The organism is Pantoea sp. X-Soil-TKNS-1207 (assembly GCF_059730485.1).
Genome location: NZ_AP035959.1, coordinates 535,852 through 556,459, shown reverse-complemented (window position 1 = coordinate 556,459; position 20,608 = coordinate 535,852). Strand labels below are relative to the sequence as shown.

Sequence of the window (20,608 nt, the reverse complement as noted above, 5' to 3'; positions counted from 1 at the left end):
GGTTGGGAATGATGTGAATTAATGCCAGAGATGGGAATTCAATTCTCTATTACGCTAATGATTACGCAAACCGAGGAGAATTGAAATGCAAAAGCAGGCGTTAATTGTAGGCATCAGCGGCGTGATTGGGCGTGCGCTGGCAGATAAGTTACTCAGCGAAGGCTGGCAGGTGACTGGCCTGTCACGCGGGCGCGGCGCTGTGCCGGAAGGGTGCCGCAGCCTGACGGCGGATCTCACCGATGCCGATGCAGTGAGCAAGGTGCTGGCCGATGTGCAGCCGGATGCGCTGTTTTTTAGCGTCTGGTCGCGTCAGGCGAATGAAAAAGAGAACATTCGCGTCAACGGCGCGATGGTGCGTAACGTGATCAACGCGCTTGGCGATCGTTTGCAGGGGGCGCATGTGGCGCTGGTCACCGGGCTGAAGCATTATCTGGGGCCGTTCGAAGCCTACGGCAAAGGTGCGGTGCCGGTGACGCCGTTCCGTGAGGAGCAGGGCCGTCAGCCGGTTGACAACTTCTACTATGCGCAGGAAGACGAGATCTTTGCTGGTGCGGAGAAGTTTGGCTATCGCTGGAGCGTGCATCGTCCGCATACCATCATCGGTTATGCGTTGGGCAATGCGATGAATATGGGGCAGACGCTGGCGGTGTACGCCACGCTATGCCGGGAGAAAGGCTGGCCGTTTATCTTCCCCGGCTCGCCTGAGCAGTGGAATGGCCTGGCGGATGTCACCGATGCCGGACTGCTGGCGGAACAGCTGCTGTGGGCCGCCACCGCGCCACAGGCGGCGAATCAGGATTTCAACGCAGTGAATGGCGATGTGTTCCGCTGGAACTGGCTGTGGCCGCGTCTCGCCGCGTATTTCGGCATTGAGGCGGCGGCGTATCCGGCGCAAATGATGCCGCTGGAAGGACGGATGCAGGATGCCGCGGCGGCGTGGCAGGAGATTGCTCAGCGTGACGGGCTGCGCGAAGCCGATATCAACAAACTGGCGTCGTGGTGGCATACCGATGCCGATCTGGGACGTCCGATGGATGCCTTTACCGATATGAGCAAAAGCCGCAAGGCAGGATTTACCGGTTATCGCAGCTCGCTGGATTCATTTATTCAGCTGTTTGATAAGCTGAAAGCGGAGAAGGTGATTCCGGGGTAAGTATCAATTAACAGGGTCGGTATGAATACCGACCCTACCGATATTGCTGGCGTTACGACAACGCCACCCAACGTTTCCCCAGCAGCACCGTCAGCGCCACGATGGTGACAATCGCTGCCAGATGCATAATAAAATCATCCACATGCAGATGCACCGGGTGGCAGAAGGCCAGCAGCGTCACGGCCATGCAGGCGACGCCAAAGCCTGCCATCGCCAGGCTGCGTACCGGATGCAGCGCGCGGGTGCGCCGCAGGCTGGCAATCATCATCACCATCATCGGCGTGCTGACCACCAGCAAAAAGGTGTAGCAGTTGGTGCCATCTCCCACATGCAACGGTGGTTCGACGCGGGGAATATTGATGATGCTTAACGCCAGCCACAGCAAACCCAGCGGCAGCAGGGCTTTCCAGCTGATGCTGCGACGTCCGGCGATGCTCATATTAAAAGCGTTGCGGATCGCCAGCGTCCCCAGCACAAATGCCAGCGCCAGTTGCAGCATCGCCCAGTGGGCGCCGGGTTGCGACCAGTCAGTCAGGCTGCGCTGCACCAGAAAACTGGCTATCACGCCGCACGGCAGGGCAGCAGCCAGCCAAGCCAGCACCCGCCAGCCGGTGGGCAGCGGCCGTTTTACCGGCTGTGCGGACTGGCTGAGTTTTTCAATCAACAGGTTGTGATCAGTCATGATGTGCTCCAAAGCGGCGCAGATTGGTTAGCGCACGATGCAGCAGCGATTTCACCGCTGCCACGCTCAGGTTGTTATGCGCTGCCGCCTCTGTCAGGCTCATTTCGCGTAAATGGACGTGTTCGACAATTTCCCGCTGGCGTGAAGGCAGCTGCCGCAGATAACCTGCCAGCTCCTCCTGCGAATCCTGACGCTGCGCATCTGCCGGGGCGGGTGTCTCCGCCAGCTCATCCTCTTCCACTTCCCAGCGTTGATGGCGTCCACGGCGGCGCAGCGCATCCACTGCGCGCGCCGAGATGATCGCCATCAGCCAGGGCAGGAAGGGATAGGCGGGATCGTAGGTATGACGTACCCGATGCACTGTCAGCAGCACATCCTGAATCACGTCTTCAATCAGCGCGTCGTCAGCGAGCTGTTTTCGTACCTGCGAACGAATCACCGGCACCAGCGCTTTTAGCAGCCGCGTGTAAGCCTGCTGATCGCCTGCCTGCGCGCGTTCCATCAACGCAGGCCAGCTGTCGCGCCCGGTATCGCTTATATCCATAATCCGCCTTGTAGGGTCAGGCCTTTTTGCTCGCCGCCTGATTTAGCGCATCGACCACGATGCCGGGGGTTAGCACCTGCGGCAGCACTTTAGGTGGTCCGCCATCAGCTGGGTAAACCAGATACATGGGTAAACCACCCTGGCCAAACTGGCCAAGCGCGTCATCGACATCGGGGTTAAATTTGGTGGAATCCGCCACCATGTAGAGGGTGCCGGTTTTCGCCAGAGCATCTTTCACTGCCTGGGTAGACAGCGTGGTTTTCTGGTTGACCTGACAGGTTATACACCAGGACGCGGTGAAATCCACAAAAATGGCTTTGCCGTGCCCGCGCTCTGCCGCCACGTTTTGCGGCGTCCATTTGACTTCGGTGACGCTGGCTGTCGCCTGGTCGCCAGGTAGGCCCTCACCGGGTTTGATCATCCCCGGCAGTGGGGCGAGCACCGCAATCACCAGCACGGCGGTGACGGCAAACAGGACTTTATGCCCTTTCCCGGCAAAACGACGTTTCTGCGCCATGCCGTATAACCACCCGGCAAAGCCCAGCACCACCGAACCTGCCAGCAAGGTTGCCAGCGCGCCACTGCCCGCCTGCTGTGCCAGCACCCAGACCAGCCAGGCATAGGCGCCAAACATCGGGAACGCCAGGCCACGTTTCAGAATATCCATCCACGCGCCGGGACGCGGCAGAAACTTTGCCAGCGCCGGGAACAACGACACCAGGGTGAAAGGTGCGGCAAAGCCGAGCGCCAGCGCGAAGAAGATCACCAGCGCCACCGCCGGTGGCTGCACCAGCGCGTAACCGATAGCGCTGGCCATAAAAGGAGCGGCGCATGGGGTAGCGACAATAATCGCCAGCGCACCGGTCAGGGCCGAACGGACAAACGCACCGCGTCCGATATCGATGGCACCCACCTGCTGCACCGACAAACCCACTTCAAACACGCCAAGCAGGTTAAGGGCCGCCGCGAGGATCACCAGCGCCAGCAGGGCGATAACCAGCGGCGATTGCAGCTGAAAACCCCAGCCAACCGCCGCGCCACCAGCACGCGCAGCCAGCAGGATACCCGCCAGAGCCATCATGGTGACTACAACACCGAGTAAAAATGCCAGCCCTTCACGGCGCGCGCTGGCGCTGTTATCGGAGTGACGCAACAGGCCAAGCGCTTTCAGTGACACCACCGGAAAGACGCAAGGCATAAAGTTGAGAATGATGCCGCCAATAAAGGCGGCCAGCATGGCGGTTAACATTGCTGGCCTCGTCGGTTAGTTAGTCGCGGTTTGCGGATGGGCGTCGCTGTACTGTTTCACGGCAGCGAGCGCTTTCTCGATATGGGTATCCGGGTTTCTGTCAGTATAACTCAGCAGTATGTCGCCATTTGGCGCGATCACGTAGGAGGTACGATCGGACAGGGTTTTGCCTTTCATCTGCATTGTTGTCTGATACTCTGCGGCCACTTTGGCGCCAGGATCGGCAGCGACGGTGAATTTATCGCGGCACTCCAGTTTGGAGAAGTCGCTAACCTGATCGGTGTTACCGGCGGTCACGCCAATCACCGTCGCCCCCATTTTTTTGAAGTTGTCGGTGGCTTCGGCGAAATCATGTGCTTCGACGGTACAACCCTTGCTGAACGCAGCCGGGAAGAAGTACAGCACGACCGGACCTTTCTGCAACGCCTGTTGCAGTGAGAAGGTCAGCGGTTTACCCGCCAGCGCGCCCTGCAATTCAAAGTTGGGCGCTTTAGCACCGACGGGCAGGGCGGCAGTGGCCGACAGCGAGGTCACAGACAGGCCCAGCGCGGCAGCCATGGTCAGGGTACAAACGAGGTTTTTCATGCGTTTCATTATTTGCTCCTGCGGGTTTGAGGGAGTTCCGGTTGGGTGACTCTTTTAATCAGTTCGCTGGAGCCTGCGGGAAAGTTTCGGTGGCGTGAAAAAATTTTATTGTTGCAGACGCGCCAGCATCCGCAGGCTATGGGTAAACAGCGCATCGGCGATACGCGGCGGGAAGTCGGCAGGTAACTCGCTCTCTACCCGACGGATGGCCTGGGGAAATTGGGTAATAAAGAAATCGATGATCTCAGCCATCCGGTTCTGATCAAAATTGACCGCTTTGGCCGTTGCCATAAAATGCCGGGGGAAAATTTTATCGACCTCTGCTTTTTTGCCTTTGGTTGCTTTCAGCCCCATTGCCAGCTTCAGATCGCGAATATTCAGTCCGGTGCCGCCCATCACGGGATAAGCAGAGATGACATCATAGAAAGGCGTCAATCGATAGCTGCCGCCTCTTTCAATAAAGATCGAGAAGTTTTTAGCATGTCCATCCGTAGCGCCCATTAGCCACTGGAAAACCTGAAATTTCATAAATGCATCGCGATCGGCCAGTGCCTGGCTGGATCCCATCAGGAAAGCCATGATGTCAGCAATGCCAGGCCCGCCATCGGATTCATACTTCAGCGCGGAAGGCAGTCCAAAGGTCTGACACATATCTTCCTGTGGTAACCGAATCAGCTGTGTTTTGTCGTTATTCCAGCGGCGGTCAAAACGTTCCACCGCCAGCGCGCGTATGCCACCCACATGAAGAATGCTGGCCGTGGGCACATTGAAACCCAGCTCTCGGGCGAGTGCCAGACAGGCGTATTCGTTCTCAACGCTTGCGCGCATATCCAGGGTGGCGAAAGGCTGTTTTATCTCGCCGATGGGCAGCTTGATAATATGCGATGTCGGGGTTGCCCCATGCGGAATGCCCCAGCCTGCCGCGGTTTTCAGCAGTGCGGTTTTTTCCTGGGCGCCGGCCACCGAAATGCGGAAATCCTCTTCCCCCCTGATCATGCCCAGCGGAATATCCGCCTGGTACGCGGAGAGAACATGGCCGAGTTTTTCGTCATCGAGAAGCTCATAGTGCAAACCGGGTGCAGCGGGTTCACTGTCTGATGTCAGAAGCATCACCGCACCCACACTGTCTTTACCCACTTCGCGCAACAGATCAAACGGCTGCCGCGACTTCGCCTGATAGCGCGCCACGATACGATCGCGAATCAACGGACTGTCAGGCAACAGGTTATCAAAATAGTTAATCACGCTGGGGGAGGCGATCACCGGCAATTGCAGCGGTAATGATAAAGAGAGTGGACGTGCCAGCCGGTTATTCAGCCAACTCTCCGCATACTGGAAAGTATGGGCGCCATTGCTTTGCCGGGTCAGCACGCCAACGCGTTCGCCATTCATCCATGCCGTCAGCGCCTGCTTCACCAGTCATTCTCCTTGTCGTAAGTCGCCGCGTTCTCGTTTGCTTCCATCTTCTCGTGAATAGCCAATTTCAGCTCAAGGGATTGCAGGATCTTAAACAGCGTAGCGAGTGTGGTCAGGTCAGGATTGTTTTCAAAATGGGAAATCGTGGCCTGCTTCAGGCCCACTTTTTTGGCGAGTTGTGTCTGCGTCCACTGGTTTTTCTGACGTATCAACCGGACATGCTGAGCAAGTTGTCTTGGGCTATAAATCATCACCGATCCCCTGAGGTGGTGGGATAACCGTTAACAGGATATCCCCTGATAAGGATATTTTCTAAATTATCCCCTACAGGGGTTAATGTCAACATTATCCCCTTGTGAGGATACCGCCTCATTTATCCCCTTTCGCGGATAACGCCCCTGGCACGTTTTACTTATAGTCCCAACTAAACTCCCTATGGCCTGTGCGGCGGTGCGCTCTGCTATAACAACTTCCGATATGTTAACGCGTATGGAACCCGTTTATGGATATTCGCAAAATCAAGAAACTGATCGAACTGGTGGAGGAATCCGGCATTGCTGAGCTGGAAATCTCTGAAGGTGAAGGGTCGGTGCGCATCAGCCGCGCTCCTGCCAATGTCACGTATCCGGTTATGCAACAGGCTTATGCCGCGCCTGCGCCGCAGCCCCCTGTCACCCCGGTTGTTGCCCCGGTTGGCAGCGCGCCGGAAATCAGTGGCCACATCGTGCGTTCACCGATGGTAGGTACCTTCTATCGCACCCCGAGTCCGGACGCGAAAGCCTTTGTCGAAATCGGCCAGAAAGTTAACGTCGGCGACACCCTGTGCATCGTTGAAGCGATGAAAATGATGAACCAGATCGAAGCCGACAAAGCCGGCGTGGTGAAAGCGATTCTGGTTGAAAGTGGCCAGCCGGTTGAATTTGACGAGCCGCTGGTTGTCATCGAATAACGAGGCGAACCATGCTGGATAAAATTGTCATTGCTAACCGCGGTGAGATCGCGCTGCGCATTCTGCGTGCCTGTAAAGAGCTGGGCATCAAGACTGTGGCGGTGCACTCCACGGCGGACCGCGACCTCAAGCACGTGCTGCTGGCGGACGAAACCGTCTGCATCGGCCCGGCGCAGTCGGTCAAAAGTTACCTGAATATCCCGGCCCTGATCTCCGCGGCCGAAATTACCGGCGCGGTGGCGATCCACCCCGGCTACGGCTTCCTGTCTGAGAACGCCGATTTCGCCGAGCAGGTTGAGCGCTCCGGCTTTATCTTTATCGGCCCGAAAGCCGATACCATCCGTCTGATGGGCGATAAAGTGTCGGCGATCACCGCGATGAAGAAAGCGGGCGTACCGACCGTTCCCGGCTCTGACGGCCCGCTGACCGAAGACATGGACAAAAACCGTGCCTTCGCGAAACGCATCGGCTATCCGGTGATCATCAAAGCCTCCGGCGGCGGCGGTGGTCGCGGTATGCGCGTGGTGCGCAGCGATAAGGATCTTGAGCAGTCCATCAACATGACGAAAGCGGAAGCCAAAGCGGCTTTCAACAACGACATGGTGTACATGGAGAAGTACCTCGAGAACCCGCGCCACATCGAGATCCAGGTGCTGGCTGACGGCCAGGGCAACGCCATCTATCTGGCGGAGCGTGACTGCTCAATGCAGCGTCGCCACCAGAAAGTGGTGGAAGAAGCTCCGGCACCGGGCATCACCCCGGAACTGCGCAGCTTTATCGGCGACCGTTGCGCCAGAGCCTGTGTGGATATCGGCTACCGTGGCGCAGGCACCTTTGAGTTCCTGTTCGAAAACGGCGAGTTCTACTTTATTGAGATGAACACCCGTATTCAGGTGGAGCATCCGGTGACCGAGATGATTACCGGCGTTGACCTGATCAAAGAGCAGCTGCGTATCGCTGCCGGTCAGCCGCTGTCAATCCGTCAGGAAGATGTGGTGATCCGCGGCCATGCGGTGGAATGCCGTATCAACGCCGAAGACCCGAACACCTTCCTGCCCAGCCCCGGAAAAATCACGCGTTTCCACGCGCCGGGCGGCTTTGGTGTGCGCTGGGAATCGCATATCTACGCCGGTTACACCGTGCCGCCGTACTACGATTCGATGATTGGCAAGCTGATCACCTACGGTGAAAACCGTGACGTGGCAATTGCGCGTATGAAGAATGCGCTGGCGGAGCTGATCATCGACGGCATCAAGACCAACGTCGAACTGCAGATGAAAATCATGTCCGACGAAAACTTCCAGCAGGGTGGAACCAATATCCACTATCTGGAGAAAAAACTTGGGTTAAACGACTAATCAATCCCCCCTCGAAAACCTGAAAAACCGGAGGTCAGTTTTGTCTGCACTTTCCTATGTGACGGGCGACCGTCACTCAGCCTGGTCAACCTATCTGACGCAGGTCGAACGCGTATTGCCGTTATTAGGCGAACTTAGCCGCTGGGCCGATACCCTGACCCACCCGAAACGCGCCTTAATTGTTGATATTCCGCTGGAAATGGACGACGGCACCGTGCGCCATTTCGAAGGTTATCGCGTGCAGCACAACCTGTCGCGCGGGCCGGGCAAAGGCGGCGTGCGTTTCCACCCCGACGTGACCTTAGAAGAGGTGATGGCGCTGTCGGCATGGATGACCATCAAGTGTGCCGCCCTCAATCTGCCGTTCGGCGGTGCGAAAGGCGGGATTCGCGTCGATCCGGCGACGCTGTCGCGCAAAGAGCTGGAACGTCTGACACGTCGCTACACCAGCGAAATTGGCACCATGATTGGACCGCAGCAGGATATTCCGGCACCGGATGTCGGCACCAATGCGCAGGTGATGGCGTGGATGATGGATACCTGGTCGATGAATGTCGGCGCGACCACCACCGGCGTGGTGACCGGCAAACCGGTACATCTGGGCGGTTCGCTGGGACGGGTGAAAGCCACCGGGCGGGGCGTGTTTGTCACTGGCTGTCGGGCGGCGGCGCAGCTGGGGCTGGATGTGGTTCACAGCCGCGTGGCGGTGCAGGGTTTTGGCAATGTCGGCAGCGTCAGCGCCGAGTTGTTCCACGCGCAGGGGGCGAAAGTGGTGGCGGTGCAGGATCACAGCGCCACGCTGTATCTGGCGACGGGGCTGGATATTCCCGCGCTACAGGCATGGCAGCAGGCCAACGGCAGCATCAAAGGCTTTCCACAGGCGGATCATATCGCGGAGGAGGGTTTCTGGTCGCTGGATTACGACATTCTGGTGCCCGCCGCGCTGGAAGGGCAGATCACCGCTGAACGCGCGCGCGAACTGCGCTGTCGTCTGGTAATTGAAGGCGCCAATGGTCCAACACTGCCGGAAGCCGACGATGTGTTGCAGCAGCGTGGGGTTGCCGTGGTGCCGGACGTGATTGCCAACGCCGGTGGCGTCACCGTGAGTTATTTCGAGTGGGTACAGGATTTCTCCAGCTTCTTCTGGAGCGAGGAGGAGATTAATCAGCGGCTCGACGGCATTATGCAGGGCGCGATCGATACCGTCTGGCAAAAAGCCGACGCGTTGCAGGTGACGTTGCGTACCGCCGCCTATGCGCTTGCGTGTGAACGTATTTTACTGGCAAGAAAAGATCGCGGATTGTATCCGTAACTATCAATCGCGCCGCGACAACACCTGTAGCGGCGCGATTTTCAGCAGCGTGCAGCAGATGTTTCGCACGCTGTTCTCACATCAGAACTGATACACCAGCCCGAGCGCCAGTTGATCATCATTTGGCAGGCCAAGTTTGTTGTTATCGTCCAGCAGGTTGATCTTCCAGGTGACAAAGGTCTTCATATTTTTGTTGAAGTAATAGGTCAGCCCTGGCTCGAGGAACTTCAGCAGGTACTCATCCCCTACGCCTTCAATCTCTTTCGCTTTGGTTTGCACCCAGGCAAGGGACGGGCGAATACCGTTGATGAACTGATATTGCAGCGTGGCTTCAAAGCTCTCTGTTTTATTGGCGAAGCCGCTTTCACCGGTCAGGCTATTGCTGATGGCATAGGCGTTACGCGTCTGGCCGTAGAAGGTGCCGAAGTACCATTGGTTGTCGTCATACTTCGCGCCAACTGCCCAGCTTTCGCCGTGCGCGCCGCGGCCGTAGACGCCATCCGCATTCTGCGCATTGGTGCGATTAAGGTTGGCATAGCCGCCGACCACGCTGACGCCGAAATCAGTGGTGTAACCCAGCGACGTAGCCCAGCCGTCACCGTTGGAGGTGCTGATAGCATCGCGCTGGTTTTTGCCCTGATATTGCAGGCCTAAGCTCAGGCCATCGACCAGGCCGAAGAAGTCGCGGTTGCGCCAGGTCGCCACACCGGTCGAGCGGCCACGCAGGAAGCCGTCGGCGGAGCCGGTGGCGCCGCCAAATTCCGGCAGCACATCAGTGTAGGAGATGGCGTCATATACCAGGCCATAGTTGCGACCATAATCAAAACTGCCGTAGTGGCCCGCTTTCAGCCCGGCAAAACCAAGGCGGGTTTTGTTACCGTTCTGCGCATCGCTGCCTTCGCTGTTGTTGAGCTGCGCCTGATATTCCCACTGGCCGTAGCCGGTGATCAGGTCGTTAACCTGGGTTTGGCCTTTAAAACCAAAACGCATGTAGGATTGGTCGCCATCGAGGCTGTCGTTGCTGGAAATATAATTTTCCCCCTGCACCTTGCCGTAAAGATCGAGTTTGTTGCCATCCTTATTATAAATTTCCGCCGCATGACCCACACCAGAGATTAACAGGGCGCTGGCGACGCAGGTTTTAATCGAGAGTTTCATCATTTATTCCTCGTTTTATGCTTTTGTCATCTTGTTGGGATAAAAACCCAGGGTTATTCATCGCCAGAACTTAATAATTAGCGATGAAAGTAAATGCAGAAAAAAAGCCGCTGGCCGTTAAGTTGGTCGAACGCATAATCAACATGCGTGAAAAACAAGCTCAGGCAGCCAGCCAGCGGGTAAAGCGCACACACACAGATTTTGCAAATGAATAGCGACGATGAGGGCAGGGGGTTTATTATTTTTCAGGTCATTTATCGTCGATAAAGCGCGTTAACGAAACGTGCGAAATTCGTCACTAACATAGGGCGAGAAATATCGTTGCTGATAAGATAATTTTGTTTTGGCCGGATAGTATTTGCTTATTGCCTGTTTAACCCGCTCACGGTGGGAGCTCATATAAATTACCTATCTGGCGAAAGGCATTCCTTCTTACCGGCGTAAAAATAAAGCCGATATAGTCGCTGTAGCCTGGTGAAAATAGCAGCACAGGCACTAACCCGCGACGAGACAACATGAACATACGGCGTTTGAAGTCCTTTATTACCATTGTGGATATGGGCAGCATTACCCGTGCGGCAGATGCGCTACATATCGCGCAACCGGCACTCAGCCAGCAACTGGTGGCGCTGGAGGAACACTTCAAACGACAGCTGTTGATCCGCAGCCAGCAGGGCGTGGTGCCCACCGAAGCGGGCAAAGTGTTGTACGGTCATGCCAATGCCATGCTGCGCCAGTTCGCCCAGGCGGAGGTGGATGTGCTGAGCGCCGGGCAGTCGCTGTCGGGACGGGTGTCGGTCGGGCTGGCGCCCTTCAGTGCCGCCTCAACGCTGGCGATGTCGCTGCTGAGCGAAATGCGTCAGCGGCATCCGGGAATTTTGCTGCATCTGGTGGAGAGCGTCGGTCAGGCCTATAGCGAACTGGTGGCGAATGGGCGACTGGAGATGGCGCTGCTGCACGGCTGTGGCGGCATTAAAGGACTGCATTACGAACCCCTGCTGGAAGAATCCTTCTACTTTGTTGCGCACGCGGATTTCGATTTCGATGATGACGGCGGCCCGTTGCAGGTCAGCCAGCTTGGCGCGCTGCCGATGTTGCTGCCGCCCGCCTATAACTTTGTGCGCCGCGCCATCGACGAAGCCTTTAGTCTGAATCATCAAAGCATCCATATTGTCGGCGAACTGGAAGCGGTGAAAAGCATTGCTCGCGCGGTGGATGCCGGTCTTGGCTGCACCATCATGCCGAAGGCGATTGCCGAACGTATTCAGTCGGAATCACGCGATGTGGTGATCCGCTCGATCAGCGGCCCGACCATTAGTCAGACGCTGTCGCTGTGCGTCTCAGATCGCACGCCGCTATCAGAACCGGCAGCGGCGGTGCGCGAGTTATTAATAGAACTCACCTCCGGTTTAACGGAGGCGGGCAATATCCTCGCCTGACGGTTACAGCATCGCTTCTTTGCGGCAGTTCACCAGCAGTTCGGCCACCGAAAGGTTGTTCGGCAGGCGCAGCAACAGCTCCACCATCTCCGCCAGATCGTCCGGCTGCGTCATCTCTTCACGGCTGATTTCGGTCTCGCCCTGGGTCATATCGGTAGCGATATAACCAGGACACAGCGCGGTGGCGCGCACGCCTGCTGACCAGCACTCCTGGCGGATACCATGCGTCAGGGCCACCACGGCAAATTTGGTCATGGCGTAGCCGACATTGCTGCCAACGCGACGCCCGGCCAGCGAGGCAACGTTAACCACCCGACCATTTCCCGGCTGCATCAGATAAGGCAGGGCGGCCCGGCTGAGACGCAGCGGCCCTTTGACGTTGATTTGCCACATTTCGTCCAGCGCCTGCTCGCCCTCATCCAGCACGCGCACGCGCGGGTTGATACCGGCGCAGTTTACCAGCGCATCAATACGACCAAACTGCGCCACGGTGGCCGCGACCCACGCCTCGCCGGAACCGGCGACGGTGGCGTCATAGGCATGAACCAACAAACCGGGGCGCGCGGGCAGCGTGGCAGACTGGCGCACGCCGGCGGATACGCTAAATCCGGCCGCCAGCAGGCGTTCGGTGATCGCCCGCCCCAGACCGCGTGACGCCCCGGAAATCATCACTACGCGAGAGGTTGTCGCTAACATTTTTCGCTCCTTTAACCTGCGGATAAGAGAAAAAGCATAGGGTTGGGGGTTGCGCAGCGGCAAATATCCCTTTGCTGTGGCGACATAACGCAATGTGATTGCGGAGCGATAAGAAAAATATTGCCCATAACGGGAAGCAATATGCGCATCGTGAAAATGTATTGGGTGCCGCTCAATTAATCATATTAACGTTTTGTGACGCGAAAAATTAAAAATCAAAGCCGTCATTTCAATTTCTTATATTAAAGACTTTCTTGCCCTGAATATTTCCCTGAAGTCGTTATTAAAACGTAGTGCGAAATTTTGCCTGGAGGAAGTCCGATGACCGCTATTCCCACGCCGCTGCCGCGCGTTAAATCCTCGAGCCGCTGGCAATCGCCTGCGCTGCTGATTATTCCGCTGCTGGCGTTTCAGCTTTTTTTCTTTTTTGTCCCCTCCATCAAACTGATGTTATTCAGCCTGATGACGCAATCCGCCGACGGAAATATCACTACGCCCTGGACATTCAGCCATTACTGGCACTTCTTTAGCGTGGCGTTGTATAGCGATGTGTTATGGAACACGCTGCGCATCAGCGTGATCACCGCGTTAATTGCGGCGGTGCTGGCCTATCCGGTCGCCTCGGTGCTGGTGCGCGGCCATGCGCTGGTGGCGCGAACGCTGACGCTGGTGATCATCGCCCCGCTGGCCGTCAGCGTGGTGGTACGCGCCTACGGCTGGCAGCTGATTCTCAATAATGGCCCGACCGGGCTGCTGAATTATGTGTTGCTGCATCTGGGGCTGATTGAGCGTCCCAATACGCTGATGTTTACCGAGTGGGCGGTGATTATCGGCTCGCTGCATATCTTTTTCCCGATGATGGTGCTGCCGCTGGCGTCGGCGCTCGGCAGGATTGACCCCAATCTGCCGTTTGCCGCCCGCACCCTGGGCGCGCCGCCGTGGCAGGTATTTTTCCGCATCACGCTGCCGCTCAGCCTGCCAGGGCTGGTGGCTGGCATGACGCTGGTATTCTCGCTGGCCGCCGGATCTTATGTCATCCCGGCGCTGATTGGCGGGCCGCGGGCGCAGATGCTTGGCAACCTTGCGGAGCAGCAAATCGTCGCGGTATATGACTGGCCGTTCGGCGCCACCATCGCCACCATTCTGGTGTTTATCGTGATTGCGGTGAACACGCTGTCGATGAAGCTGCTGGGCGGGCGTCGTCTGCCGGGAGCGGCAAAATGACCGCGCGTTTATCTGGCTGGGGCGGGGCTGCGCTTTATACCTTCGCTGCCGCGATGATGGTGTTCATTCTGGCGCCGATTCTGCTGATCATCGCCATCTCTTTTTCTGATGGCTATTTCGTCAGCTTCCCGCCAACCGGCTTCACCCTCGACTGGTACCGCAGCGTGCTCGGCAACCGCGAATTTACCGATGCGCTGCTGTTCAGCACCCTGTTATCGCTCGGCACCACGCTGCTGTCGTTGCTGCTGGGGATTCCTGCCGCTTTTGCGCTGGTGCGCGGCCAGCTGCCGTTCGCTTCGCTGTGCAAAGGCCTGCTGCTGTCGCCGCTGATTTTCCCGGTGCTGATCACGGGCCTGGCGTTGTTGCAGCTGTTTACCGGCTACGGCTGGAGCAACGCCAAACTTAATCTGCTGCTGGCGCACACCGTGGTGACCTCTCCCTATGTGGTACGCACGGTGATCACCAGCCTTGAGCTGATCAATCCAGACCTGGAAGAGGCGGCGCGTACGCTGGGAGCGACCCGCTGGGCAACCTTCCGCCAGGTGATATTCCCGCAAATCGTACCGGGAGTGATGTCCGGGGCGATCTTCTGCTTCATGGTCTCGTTTGATAACTACCCGGTCTCCATGTGGCTGGCCGACTCGGAAAACACCCCGGTGCCGGTGGTGCTCTATCGCCAGATCGGCACGGTATTCGATCCTTCGGTCGCCACCATGTCGACCCTGATTATTCTGCTCGCCACCGTGGTGGTGATTGCACTGGAAAAATTAGTGGGCCTGCGTCGCGCCATGGCCGCTTAACCTTCACACCAGAGGATGCTCTATGACTGCTATGAAACGTCGTACTTTTATTAAAGCGGTGGCCGGTGCGGCGCTGTTGCCGTATATCCAGGTCAAAGCCAGCGCGGCAGATCGCGTGCTTCAGGTGGGGGTGTATAACTCGGCGCAGGGCGCGTTGATCAAACAGAAGGTGCTGCCGGCATTTGAGAAAGAGTATAACTGCAAGGTGCTGACCACCGAAGGCGCCACCCTGGCGAACATCGCCGCCCTGCGCGCCACTAAGGCAAAGCCGGTGTTTAGCGTGATGTCGATGGATGATATCGGCGTGCCGCAGGCAAAAGCTGAAAATCTGATCGAACAACTGCCCGCCGATGGCATTCCTAACCTGAAAAACGTGTTTGACCGTTATCTGCTGAGCGATCGTTATGGCGTGGGCTTTTCCGTGTCGATGGCCGGATTGTTTATAAACCCGCAAATCTCGCAGCCCATCGCCAGTTATAACGACATTTTCACCTCAAAGTACGCGCACCAAATGATCCTCAACACGCCTAAAAACACCCAGAGCATCCTGATGCTGATCGTGGCGGCAGCGCTGGCGACCGGCAAACCGCTACAGGAAGCGCAATATGATATCGACAAGGGCTGGGACAAGCTGGCCGAGCTGAAGAACAACGTGATGACGGTGTACGACGGTGAAGCGCAGGTGATGATGGTGGCGCAGGGCCAGGCGATGGTCGGCGGCATTGAGTATTCCAAAGCCATCTATCCGCATACCAAAAAAGGCATTCCGCTGGATATGACCTATCCGAAGGAGGGCGCCTTTACCGGCATCAACGGTCTGGCGCTGGTGAAAGGTGCGCCGCAGCCTGAACTGGGCCTGGCGTGGATTAATCGTCTGCTGGACGCCGATGTCCAGAAGATGCTGGCGGAAGTGACGCTTAGCGCGCCGACGGTGCGCGGCATCAATTTCGATGAAGCGACCCTGAAATATCTCGCTTATCCGGAAGAGAAAATGAACCAGCTGAAGCTGTTCACCCCGGACTGGACCTACATTATCCCGCGCCGTGCCGAACTGCTGGAGCGCTACAACCAGACTTTCAACGCCTGAGGTTAACATGCAGCGATCTTTTGAAGTCCGGCTTGATCGGCTTAGTAAACATTACGGCAAAAGCGTGGCGGTGGACGAGGTGTCGCTTAAGGTGAATGCCGGTGAAATCCTTGCGCTGCTCGGCCCAAGCGGCTGTGGCAAAACCACCTGCCTGCGCATGGTGGCGGGGCTGGTGACGCCCACGTCAGGCGATATTCTGGTTGGGGGGCGTTCCATCCTTGACACCGCCGTCCATCGCCGCAACATCGGCCTGCTGTTCCAGAACTACGCGCTGTTTCCGCATATGACGGTGGCGGAAAACGTGGCGTTTGGCCTGAAGATGCGCGGCCAGTCGCGCAGCGAATATGCGGATCGGGTCGCGAAAGCGCTGGATATGGTACAGCTGAAAAGTTACCGCGATCGCTTACCGGCGCAGCTCTCCGGCGGCCAGCAGCAGCGGGTGTCGCTGGCGCGGGCGCTGGTGATTGAGCCGGATATGCTGCTGCTGGATGAACCGCTCGGCGCGCTGGATAAAAGCCTGCGCGAAAGTATGCAGCTGGAGATTCGCCAGCTACAACAGCGGCTGGGGCTGACCACCATTATGGTGACGCACGATCAGGATGAAGCGCTGACTATGGCCGATCAGATTGCGGTGATGCAGGGCGGTAAACTGGAGCAGGTGGCGGGGGCGGCGGAAATCTACCAGAAACCCGCCACCGCCTTTGTCGCCGGTTTTATCGGCGCGTCGAATTTCCTCTCGGCCAGCGTGGTGCAGCGCGATGCGCAGCGCAGTGAATTGCATACCACGAGCGGGATGCGGTTGGTGGTGCCAGGTGAGCTGAGCGCGCAACAGGCGCTGACGGTCACCATCCGCCCGGAAGCGATTCGTCTGACGCCGTTAAGCGCGCAGCAGGGGACGACGGAGTGCAACGCCACCCCGGCAGAAGTGACCCAGGTGGTGTATCGCGGCTATATGCTGCATTACAACCTGAAGCTGCCGGGCGGCGAAACCATGATTGCGTGGAAACAAACCCAGGGTGAAGCCGAAGCGCAGAGCTTTGTCGCGGGGGATCGGGTGTATGCCCAGTGGACGAGCGAGAGCAACCATGTGATTGCCCGTTAAAAAAACGCGATAACTCGCGCCGCTACGCAATTTTCATGCTGTGGGTGCGGCGCGCTGTATCGCGCATATTGAGGCACTATTCAGGTCTGATACCTTTACAAAACAAACTCAGCGTATGCGCCACAATCATTTCCCGGTTGAACGCGGGATCGCTGGCGAAGCGGGTGAACGGCACCAGCACCATGCTGAGAATCGAGGTCATCAGCAACTGCGGCTCCAGATCCGGGTTCAGCAATCCCTGTTGCTGCCAGCCCTCAATCAGCTTTTTCAGCTGATCACGTTCGGCATGGCCAAAACGATTCTTAATATGCTGGCCTAATCCTCCCTGGCCTTCCGTCACTTCCTGCATCCACAGCGGGCCAAACCAGTTGTGCTCGTCGATAATCGCGGCAATCTCACGGATAAACGCACTGAATGTTGTGACAGGGTCACGCGGTTGATTGACGAAATGCGCAACCAGACGCTGGCGCAGCGGCAGAAAACGCTCCTCAACCACCACATCCAGCAACGACTCGCGCGACTGAAAATAGTAATTAAGCATTGCCGGACTGACGCCCGCTTTGCGCGCAATCGCGTTCAGGGAGGTTTCGCCAATACCGTTTTGCGCATACAGCGTCAGGGTGATATCCAGCAGATGTTCGCGCTGCTGCGCACTAATCGCGCCGCCACGCGGACGGCCAGGACGGCGTGGTGCGGATTTGGCGGCCTTACTCTCCCCAGGGACTTTCTGTGCGGTCATTTTTGCGCGCTCACTTGTTTCGTGTCAGACTTCGATCAATATTAATTGTGTATTTAATTAATTTCAATATGGTGTCTCCTATGAAACCCAATTCTCTGGCGAAACCTGCCGCCAGCACCGATGCAAAGCGTCAGTCAGTTGGCTGGCTGATGGGCGCGTTGATGCTGGTGATGTTGTTGTCCGCCCTCGATCAAACCATTGTTTCAACCGCCTTACCGACGATCGTCGGCGAGCTGGGTGGGCTGGATCGCCTGTCGTGGATTGTGACGGCTTACATGCTGGCCTCAACCCTTGTTGTACCGTTATACGGCAAATTCGGCGATCTGTTTGGCCGTAAACGGGTGCTGCAAATTTCGGTCGTTCTGTTCCTGATTGGCTCGGCGTTGTGCGGGCTGGCGCAGAATATGGAGCAGCTGATCCTCACCCGTGCGTTGCAGGGGCTGGGCGGCGGCGGCTTGATGGTGGTGAGCATGGCGGCGGTGGCCGATGTGATCCCGGCCGCCGAACGCGGTAAATATCAGGGCCTGTTTGGCGGGGTGTTTGGTCTGGCTACCGTCATTGGCCCGCTGCTCGGTGGTTTTATCGTGCAGCATGCGTCGTGGCGCTGGATTTTTTACATAAACCTGCCGCTCGGATTGTTTGCGTTGCTGGTCATTAACGCGGTATTCAAAAGCGACAGCAAACGCAAAGCGCATGAGATCGACTATCCCGGCGCGGTATGTCTTTGCCTGGCGCTGGTGGGGATTACGCTGTTCACCAGCGAGGGTGGGTCGCTGCGCGCCTGGTCCGATCCACAGCTGTGGTGCATCCTCGCTTTTGGCGTGGTTGGTCTGATTGGTTTTGTCTACGAAGAACGCCGCGCGTGGGAGCCGATTATTCCGCTGACGCTGTTCCGCAACCGCAGCTTTCTGCTCTCCAGCCTGATCGGCTTTATCGTCGGGATGTCGCTGTTTGGCAGCGTGACCTTCCTGCCGTTGTATTTACAGGTAGTGAAAGGCGCGACGCCAACCGGAGCCGGTTTGCAGCTGCTGCCGCTGATGGGCGGTCTGCTGGTCATATCGATTATCAGCGGACGGATCATCAGCCATACCGGCAGATATCGCCTGTTTCCGATTGCCGGTACCTTGCTGGCGACAATCGGCATGGCGCTGATGACCACCCTGACGCTGGACGCGCCGACCTGGCATATCTGGCTGTTCTCCAGCATCCTGGGGATGGGAATGGGGATGGTGATGCAGGTTCTGGTGCTGGCGGTGCAGAACACCGTCGCACCGGACAGCATTGGCGTGGCGACCTCATCGGTGACGCTGTTCCGTTCCGTTGGCGGGTCCATTGGCGTGGCGCTGTTTGGCGCGGTATTCAGCCAGGTGCTGAAATCCGGGCTGACAAAGCTGGTGGATAAAGGCGAGGAGCTGCCGCGCAGTCTCGATCCCGCCGCGATTCACCGTTTGCCGATGGATGTGCAGCTTCCCTATTTGCAGGCGTTTGGCGACGCCGTCCATGCGGCGTTTCAGATGGCCGCAGGCGTGATGTTGCTGGCTTTCCTGCTGTCATTGTTTATGCCGGAATCGCCGCTGCGCCAGAAAGCGCACCGCTCGTAGTCCCTTTTCAGGCCATCGCTTTTGCGGCATAGTAGTGCCGCATCGCGATGCGCCTGGATCAGCAGACAGGCAATAACTGAGCTGGCTTACCCTTTGTTTATCAACTGAGAGGAGCCAGCCATGAGCGCTGCCCGTATCTGGATCAAAAACCCGTTAGCCGTATTTCTTCCTGACACTCTCGATGGCCGTGGCGGTCTGGTGGTGGAAGGTTCGCGCATCAGCGAAATTCTCGCTGCCGGTCAATCTCCGGCGCAACCCTGTGCCAGCGTGGTGGATGCGCGTGAGCATGTGGTGCTTCCCGGCCTGATTAACGCCCATCATCATTTTTATCAAACCTTAACCCGCGCCTGGCTCCCGGTGGTCAATCAGCCGTTGTTTCCGTGGCTGAAAACCCTCTACCCGGTATGGGCGCGTTTAACTCCTGAGGCGCTGCATCTGGCGAGCCAGGTGGCGATGGCGGAGCTGCTGCAATCCGGCTGTACCACCGTCAGCGACCACCATTACCTGTTTCCCCAGGGGATGGAACAGTCGCTGGATGTGCAGGTGGATGTCGTACAGCAGCTTGGGATGCGCGCGCTGCTGACGCGCGGCTCAATGAATCTGGGGGAAGAGCAAGGCGGATTACCGCCACAGCACACCATCCAGGACGCGGACACCATTTTGCAGGACAGCCTGCGTCTGATTCAGCGTTACCACCAGCGCCACGACGGCGCGCAAATTCAGATTGGCCTCGCGCCCTGTTCGCCGTTTTCCGTCACCACCGATTTAATGCGTGAAATCGCCCGCCAGGCGGAACAGCACGACGTGCGCCTGCATACCCATCTCGGCGAAACCCTTGATGAAGAGGCGTATTGCCAGCAAACCTTTGGGATGCGCTGCGTTGATTATCTGGAAGATGTGGGCTGGCTGAGCAAGCGAACCTGGCTGGCGCACGGCATTCATTTTAACCCGGATGAGATCAAACGCCTTGGCGCGGCAGGCACCGGCATCTGCCATTGCCCGGTATCCAATATGCGGCTGGCATCGGGCATTTGCCCGACGGTGGAACTGGAAGCGGCAGGCGCGCCGGTGGGGTTGGGTGTCGATGGTTCCGCCTCTAATGATGCGTCGAACCTGATGTACGAAGCGCGTCAGGCGCTGTATCTGCAACGCTTACGTTACGGTGCTGAACAAATCACGCCACAGCGCGTGCTGCGCTGGGCGACGGCAGGGTCAGCGCGTCTGCTGGGCCGTCAGGATATTGGCGAACTGGCGGTGGGTAAGCAGGCGGATATCGCCCTGTTTAAACTCGATGAACTGCGCTTCAGCGGCAGTCATGATCCGCTTTCGGCGCTGATCCTGTGTGGCGCGGAACGGGCGGATAAAGTGATGGTCGGCGGCCAGTGGCGCGTGTTGGATGGCGAGATTGTCGGGCTGGATAGCGCCGCATTGATGGTCAGGCATCGTGCGGCGGCGAAAGCGTTGATTGCCGGGTAAGAGATGCAGGCCGCCGGGGGGCGGCCTGGTCCGGGGGC

Annotated in this window: 20 protein-coding genes; 11 read left to right on the top strand and 9 right to left on the bottom strand. The window is 57.7% G+C overall.

Annotated elements, in window-relative coordinates; all coding sequences use genetic code 11:
• Positions 1–85: 85 nt before the first annotated feature.
• A complete protein-coding gene (locus AC6I8V_RS22705; RefSeq protein WP_497846071.1) occupies positions 86–1,153 on the top strand; it encodes an SDR family oxidoreductase in 1,068 nt (355 codons plus the stop codon).
• 52 nt (positions 1,154–1,205) lie between these two features.
• Here AC6I8V_RS22705 and AC6I8V_RS22700 read toward each other — a convergent pair whose 3' ends face one another.
• The 6 genes from AC6I8V_RS22700 to hipB all read right to left on the bottom strand — a co-directional run bounded on the left by AC6I8V_RS22700 (position 1,206) and on the right by hipB (position 5,880).
• Positions 1,206–1,835: an NrsF family protein gene (locus tag AC6I8V_RS22700; RefSeq protein ID WP_497846070.1), complete on the bottom strand. Its 630-nt coding sequence runs from the start codon at positions 1,833–1,835 to the stop codon at positions 1,206–1,208.
• Complete coding sequence (locus AC6I8V_RS22695) at positions 1,828–2,379, bottom strand: sigma-70 family RNA polymerase sigma factor (protein ID WP_497846069.1); 552 nt, start codon at positions 2,377–2,379, stop codon at positions 1,828–1,830. Before AC6I8V_RS22695 ends, AC6I8V_RS22700 begins: the two co-directional genes overlap by 8 nt.
• Before the next feature lie 16 nt (positions 2,380–2,395).
• Complete coding sequence (locus tag AC6I8V_RS22690) at positions 2,396–3,628, bottom strand: protein-disulfide reductase DsbD family protein (RefSeq protein ID WP_497846068.1); 1,233 nt, start codon at positions 3,626–3,628, stop codon at positions 2,396–2,398.
• Between the two features lie 15 nt (positions 3,629–3,643).
• Positions 3,644–4,222, bottom strand: a complete 579-nt coding sequence (locus tag AC6I8V_RS22685) for a peroxiredoxin (protein WP_497846067.1) — start codon at positions 4,220–4,222, stop codon at positions 3,644–3,646.
• 96 nt (positions 4,223–4,318) lie between these two features.
• Positions 4,319–5,632 carry a type II toxin-antitoxin system HipA family toxin gene (locus AC6I8V_RS22680; RefSeq protein WP_497846596.1) on the bottom strand — a complete coding sequence of 438 codons (1,314 nt, stop codon included), beginning with the start codon at positions 5,630–5,632 and terminating at the stop codon, positions 4,319–4,321.
• The gene (gene hipB, locus AC6I8V_RS22675) at positions 5,626–5,880 is read right to left on the bottom strand and encodes a type II toxin-antitoxin system antitoxin HipB (RefSeq protein WP_497846066.1); all 255 of its coding nucleotides are present in this window, start codon (positions 5,878–5,880) and stop codon (positions 5,626–5,628) included. Before hipB ends, AC6I8V_RS22680 begins: the two co-directional genes overlap by 7 nt.
• Positions 5,881–6,131: 251 nt before the next feature.
• On the opposite strand from hipB, the gene accB reads away from it, so the two are divergent.
• The 3 genes from accB to AC6I8V_RS22660 are packed head-to-tail and all read left to right on the top strand — an operon-like array spanning position 6,132 to position 9,248.
• Positions 6,132–6,578 carry an acetyl-CoA carboxylase biotin carboxyl carrier protein gene (gene accB, locus AC6I8V_RS22670; protein WP_497846065.1) on the top strand — a complete coding sequence of 149 codons (447 nt, stop codon included), beginning with the start codon at positions 6,132–6,134 and terminating at the stop codon, positions 6,576–6,578.
• Positions 6,579–6,589: 11 nt separating this feature from the next.
• Entirely contained in the window at positions 6,590–7,936 is a 1,347-nt protein-coding gene (accC, locus tag AC6I8V_RS22665; RefSeq protein ID WP_497846064.1) for an acetyl-CoA carboxylase biotin carboxylase subunit, read from the top strand.
• A 40-nt stretch (positions 7,937–7,976) separates the two neighbouring features.
• Positions 7,977–9,248, top strand: coding sequence for a Glu/Leu/Phe/Val family dehydrogenase (locus AC6I8V_RS22660; protein ID WP_497846063.1), 1,272 nt, complete (start codon positions 7,977–7,979; stop codon positions 9,246–9,248).
• Positions 9,249–9,329: 81 nt separating this feature from the next.
• On the opposite strand, the gene AC6I8V_RS22655 is transcribed toward AC6I8V_RS22660, so the two are convergent.
• The gene (locus AC6I8V_RS22655; RefSeq protein WP_497846062.1) at positions 9,330–10,409 is read right to left on the bottom strand and encodes a porin; all 1,080 of its coding nucleotides are present in this window, start codon (positions 10,407–10,409) and stop codon (positions 9,330–9,332) included.
• 512 nt (positions 10,410–10,921) lie between these two features.
• On the opposite strand from AC6I8V_RS22655, the gene nac reads away from it, so the two are divergent.
• Positions 10,922–11,845, top strand: a complete 924-nt coding sequence (gene nac, locus AC6I8V_RS22650; protein ID WP_497846061.1) for a nitrogen assimilation transcriptional regulator NAC — start codon at positions 10,922–10,924, stop codon at positions 11,843–11,845.
• 3 nt (positions 11,846–11,848) lie between these two features.
• Here the strand turns inward: nac and AC6I8V_RS22645 are convergent, their stop codons facing one another.
• Complete coding sequence (locus AC6I8V_RS22645; protein ID WP_497846060.1) at positions 11,849–12,541, bottom strand: SDR family NAD(P)-dependent oxidoreductase; 693 nt, start codon at positions 12,539–12,541, stop codon at positions 11,849–11,851.
• Positions 12,542–12,862: 321 nt separating this feature from the next.
• Between AC6I8V_RS22645 and AC6I8V_RS22640 the strand changes: the two genes are divergently transcribed.
• Genes AC6I8V_RS22640 through AC6I8V_RS22625 form a run of 4 tightly spaced genes read left to right on the top strand, consistent with a single transcriptional unit; the run spans position 12,863 to position 16,754 of the window.
• The gene (locus tag AC6I8V_RS22640) at positions 12,863–13,765 is read left to right on the top strand and encodes an ABC transporter permease (RefSeq protein WP_497846059.1); all 903 of its coding nucleotides are present in this window, start codon (positions 12,863–12,865) and stop codon (positions 13,763–13,765) included.
• Entirely contained in the window at positions 13,762–14,565 is an 804-nt protein-coding gene (locus AC6I8V_RS22635; protein WP_497846058.1) for an ABC transporter permease, read from the top strand. Before AC6I8V_RS22640 ends, AC6I8V_RS22635 begins: the two co-directional genes overlap by 4 nt.
• A gap of 22 nt (positions 14,566–14,587) precedes the next feature.
• Positions 14,588–15,652, top strand: a complete 1,065-nt coding sequence (locus AC6I8V_RS22630; RefSeq protein ID WP_497846057.1) for an extracellular solute-binding protein — start codon at positions 14,588–14,590, stop codon at positions 15,650–15,652.
• A gap of 7 nt (positions 15,653–15,659) precedes the next feature.
• On the top strand, positions 15,660–16,754 hold the full coding sequence (locus tag AC6I8V_RS22625) for an ABC transporter ATP-binding protein (protein WP_497846056.1): 1,095 nt from the start codon (positions 15,660–15,662) through the stop codon (positions 16,752–16,754).
• A 76-nt stretch (positions 16,755–16,830) separates the two neighbouring features.
• Here AC6I8V_RS22625 and AC6I8V_RS22620 read toward each other — a convergent pair whose 3' ends face one another.
• Positions 16,831–17,493 (bottom strand): TetR/AcrR family transcriptional regulator, encoded by a 663-nt coding sequence (locus AC6I8V_RS22620; RefSeq protein ID WP_497846055.1) that lies wholly within the window; start codon positions 17,491–17,493, stop codon positions 16,831–16,833.
• A gap of 80 nt (positions 17,494–17,573) precedes the next feature.
• Here AC6I8V_RS22620 and AC6I8V_RS22615 point away from each other — a divergent pair, with 80 nt between their 5' ends.
• Both AC6I8V_RS22615 and AC6I8V_RS22610 read left to right on the top strand, forming a co-directional pair.
• The gene (locus AC6I8V_RS22615; protein ID WP_497846053.1) at positions 17,574–19,094 is read left to right on the top strand and encodes an MDR family MFS transporter; all 1,521 of its coding nucleotides are present in this window, start codon (positions 17,574–17,576) and stop codon (positions 19,092–19,094) included.
• Between the two features lie 120 nt (positions 19,095–19,214).
• Complete coding sequence (locus AC6I8V_RS22610; protein WP_497846052.1) at positions 19,215–20,570, top strand: 8-oxoguanine deaminase; 1,356 nt, start codon at positions 19,215–19,217, stop codon at positions 20,568–20,570.
• Positions 20,571–20,608: the final 38 nt, after the last annotated feature.